Consider the following 2,937-nt stretch of genomic DNA (forward strand, 5'->3'; position numbering starts at 1 on the left):
TTTTGTTCCCGATTATTGCTGACCTTGACATGAATGTAGCCTCTAAATACGGGATGATCCATCCTGGTCAGAGTTCGACCGCTGCAGTCAGGGCGGTATTCTTCATCGACGACAAGGGTATTTTACGGGCCATGATCTATTATCCGCTCAGCAATGGCCGGTATATTCCCGAGATCATCAGGCTGGTCAAGGCACTTCAGACAACAGATAAGGCTGGCGTTGCTACCCCGGCAAACTGGCAGCCTGGTGAGAAGGTCGTCGTCCCGGCCCCGGTAACCACGGAAGATGCAAAGGTCCGTCTTTCCCAGGGGTATGAGTGTAAGGACTGGTATCTCTGCTTTAAAAACCTCTAAATTTTTATGACTATCCGAGTGCTTGCCATTGCAGGAAGCCCCCGGCGGCATGGCAATTCAGAGATACTCCTTGACTGGGTTCTTGATGAGATGAGAAAGGACCCTGATGTCAGGATTACCAAGGTCGTTCTGAATGATGCAGATATTGCCCCCTGTCGCGGGTGTAATGCCTGTGAAAAACTCAACGCCTGTGTCAGTCATGATGGTATGGATCTTCTTCATGACCAGATTCTTGAGGCAGACTGTATCATCCTGTCCGCACCCATCTACTGTATGAGCATCTGTGCCCAGGCAAAAGTACTCGTGGATAGGGCCCAGGTTTTCAGATCCAGAAAATACGTGCTCAAACTCCCGGTCGTCCCTCCTGAGCGGATTGGGAAACGATGGGGCATATTCATCTCAACCGCAGGTCAGGACTGGGATTATGTGTTTGATGCGGCCATTCCGGTTGTCAAATGTTTCTTCCACGTCATTGAAGTGAAGAACCGTGATCTCTCATACCTGATGATCCGGCATGTTGATGAGAAAGGAGCAGTCATCTCGCATCCGACTGCAAAGGAAGAGGCCTTATCTCTCTCCCGGTCAGTACTAGAGACAATGAAGGAGCGATTGGCTTGAAAGAAACGGTCACGGTCATCGGGCTCTCCGGAAGTCCGCGTCGGAGGGGGAATACTGAACAGCTCCTTGACCGGTTTTTGGAAGGTGCATCAGATGCGGGGGGGATCACCGAGAAGGTGGTTCTTTCCACCCTGGAATACTCATCATGCAAAGGATGCAATGCCTGTCATAAGACCGGGATGTGTATCATGGACGATGCCGTGCGGGAGCTCTATGACCGGATGCTTGCCGCTGACTGCATTATCATCAGTTCACCCATCTATACCATGGGTATTACCGCTGAACTGAAGTCATTTATAGATCGTGCCCATTATATCTGGGTCAGGCATTTTGTCCTTGGTTCTCATATCATCAGTCCTGAGGAGAAAAAGCTTCGGCGTGGGTATTTTCTCTCGACTGCAGGCATGGATCAGCCAGATGTTTTTGATACTGCATATCCGATGATGCGGGCTCTCTTTAATATCCTGGGTTTTACCCATTGTGCCGGGTACCTTGCCTCCAATATGGACGGATATGGGGGTATCACCGGGCACCCGACTGCTCTTGATGATGTGTACCGGATGGGAACCAGTGCAGTCACCGGGATACTGGCAGGCAGGCCCTGTTTAGAGCTGGCAAAGCGGTAACATGGCCATCTTCACTTTCACCCCGTGGCCTTCATCCTTTATATGCTCATTCGATGACCTTGGAGTATGGCAGGGGCAGATCTTGCAGGTATCGGGAGGAGATGGCAGGCGAAGATTGCTGCATCACCTGAGTATACCATTGTCCCTCATGATAACGTATTCAGGCTTGGTCTGAACCGGTATCCGGTCAGGGAGTCTGTGTTCCTCGAGAACCAGCAGTTGTTATCCAGGCTCTGTCGCGACTATTCTGATGCCTGTCTTGAGGACTGTTTTTCCGGAGAGGAACGGAGAAACCAGGAGGGTGAGTATTATGTCATCAGTTCCCGGTCTTCTGCACCATGTATCAGGCATGGCAGATCGGATATTCATGCCCTGCTAGATCATGACCTGACTTTGGTGCGGGGGGTAGGTCCTGCGGTATCTGCACGACTGAGATCGAAGGGTTGTAAAACGCTGCGGGATATGGCACGGATGAGAAAGTACCGCCCGTCTGCTCTCAGTGTGCTTGAGGTGCTGGAGCAGGAACCGGCTGCTGTCTGCCGGCTCAGTACGGTACGAAAAGGGGCAGCCCACCCGCTCACGCTTCTGACATCCGGTCTTTTCTCTCCTGAATCATTCCGGTTTGTTGATATCGAGACCCTTGGTATCTTTGGAAGGCCCGTCATTCTGATAGGTCTTGGGTACTTCAGGGACGGGGAGCTGCAGGTGAAACAGTATCTACTTCGTGATATTAGTGAGGAAGCACCGGCCCTCTCTGCATTCATGGAGGAGATCCCGGAAGATGCCGTTCTGGTCAGCTTTAATGGCAGGAGTTTTGATATTCCGTATATTGCAGACCGGCTGGCCTATTACGGACTCCCTCCCCTTCCTGCAACGCCCCATTATGATCTCCTTCACCCCTCACGGCGCCTGTGGAAACATGCTGTTCCGGACTGCAGACTGGGTACCCTTGAGGCACGGATTCTGGATATAACCAGGGATGAAGACCTCCCCGGTGCCCTCGTTCCTGAATGGTACTGCACGTACATGGAGACGAAGAATCCCGGCCCCCTGATCCCGATTGTTGAACATAACAGGCAGGATGTGGTAAGTCTGGCCTTCCTTCTTGAGCGTCTTGTTTCAGAGTGGTATGAGCGTCTCCGGTTTTCTTGAATTTCTCCTGGAGAACCGGCGGTACTCCGAATATATTGCACATATCCAGAGAATCCAGGGGAAGGATGCTCTCCTGTCTCCATCTCCGGCAGTCCTCCCCGCCCGGGTAAAAGACTGGCTGGAGAAGGAAAAAATCACGTTGTACTCCCACCAGGCTGAAGCAATAGAGGCAATTGCAGCAGGTTTGG

The 2,937-nt window shown here is 51.9% G+C and carries 5 protein-coding genes; all 5 read left to right on the top strand.

All coding sequences use genetic code 11. The features are described 5' to 3' along the window. Positions 1 to 353: redoxin domain-containing protein (locus LDL35_RS15165; protein ID WP_304024071.1), on the top strand; the 353-nt coding region annotated here is incomplete at its 5' end. A 6-nt stretch (positions 354 to 359) separates the two neighbouring features. Next, complete coding sequence (locus LDL35_RS15170) at positions 360 to 971, top strand: flavodoxin family protein (protein WP_304024074.1); 612 nt, start codon at positions 360 to 362, stop codon at positions 969 to 971. Further along, on the top strand, positions 968 to 1,597 hold the full coding sequence (locus LDL35_RS15175) for a flavodoxin family protein (RefSeq protein ID WP_304024076.1): 630 nt from the start codon (positions 968 to 970) through the stop codon (positions 1,595 to 1,597). Before LDL35_RS15170 ends, LDL35_RS15175 begins: the two co-directional genes overlap by 4 nt. 66 nt (positions 1,598 to 1,663) lie before the next feature. Further along, positions 1,664 to 2,749: a ribonuclease H-like domain-containing protein gene (locus tag LDL35_RS15180; protein ID WP_304024079.1), complete on the top strand. Its 1,086-nt coding sequence runs from the start codon at positions 1,664 to 1,666 to the stop codon at positions 2,747 to 2,749. After that, on the top strand, positions 2,727 to 2,937 hold a 211-nt coding region (locus tag LDL35_RS15185), incomplete at its 3' end, for a hypothetical protein (protein ID WP_304024082.1). The genes LDL35_RS15180 and LDL35_RS15185, both read left to right, overlap by 23 nt.

This window comes from Methanospirillum hungatei, assembly GCF_020216685.1.
Classification (GTDB): domain Archaea; phylum Halobacteriota; class Methanomicrobia; order Methanomicrobiales; family Methanospirillaceae; genus Methanospirillum; species Methanospirillum hungatei_B.

Bases quoted from the DNA above. Each gene is read 5' to 3' on its own strand.
- LDL35_RS15170 (WP_304024074.1), top strand. From the start codon at position 360: ATGACTATCCGAGTGCTTGCCATTGCAGGAAGCCCCCGGCGGCATGGC.
- LDL35_RS15180 (WP_304024079.1), top strand. From the start codon at position 1,664: ATGGCAGGGGCAGATCTTGCAGGTATCGGGAGGAGATGGCAGGCGAAG.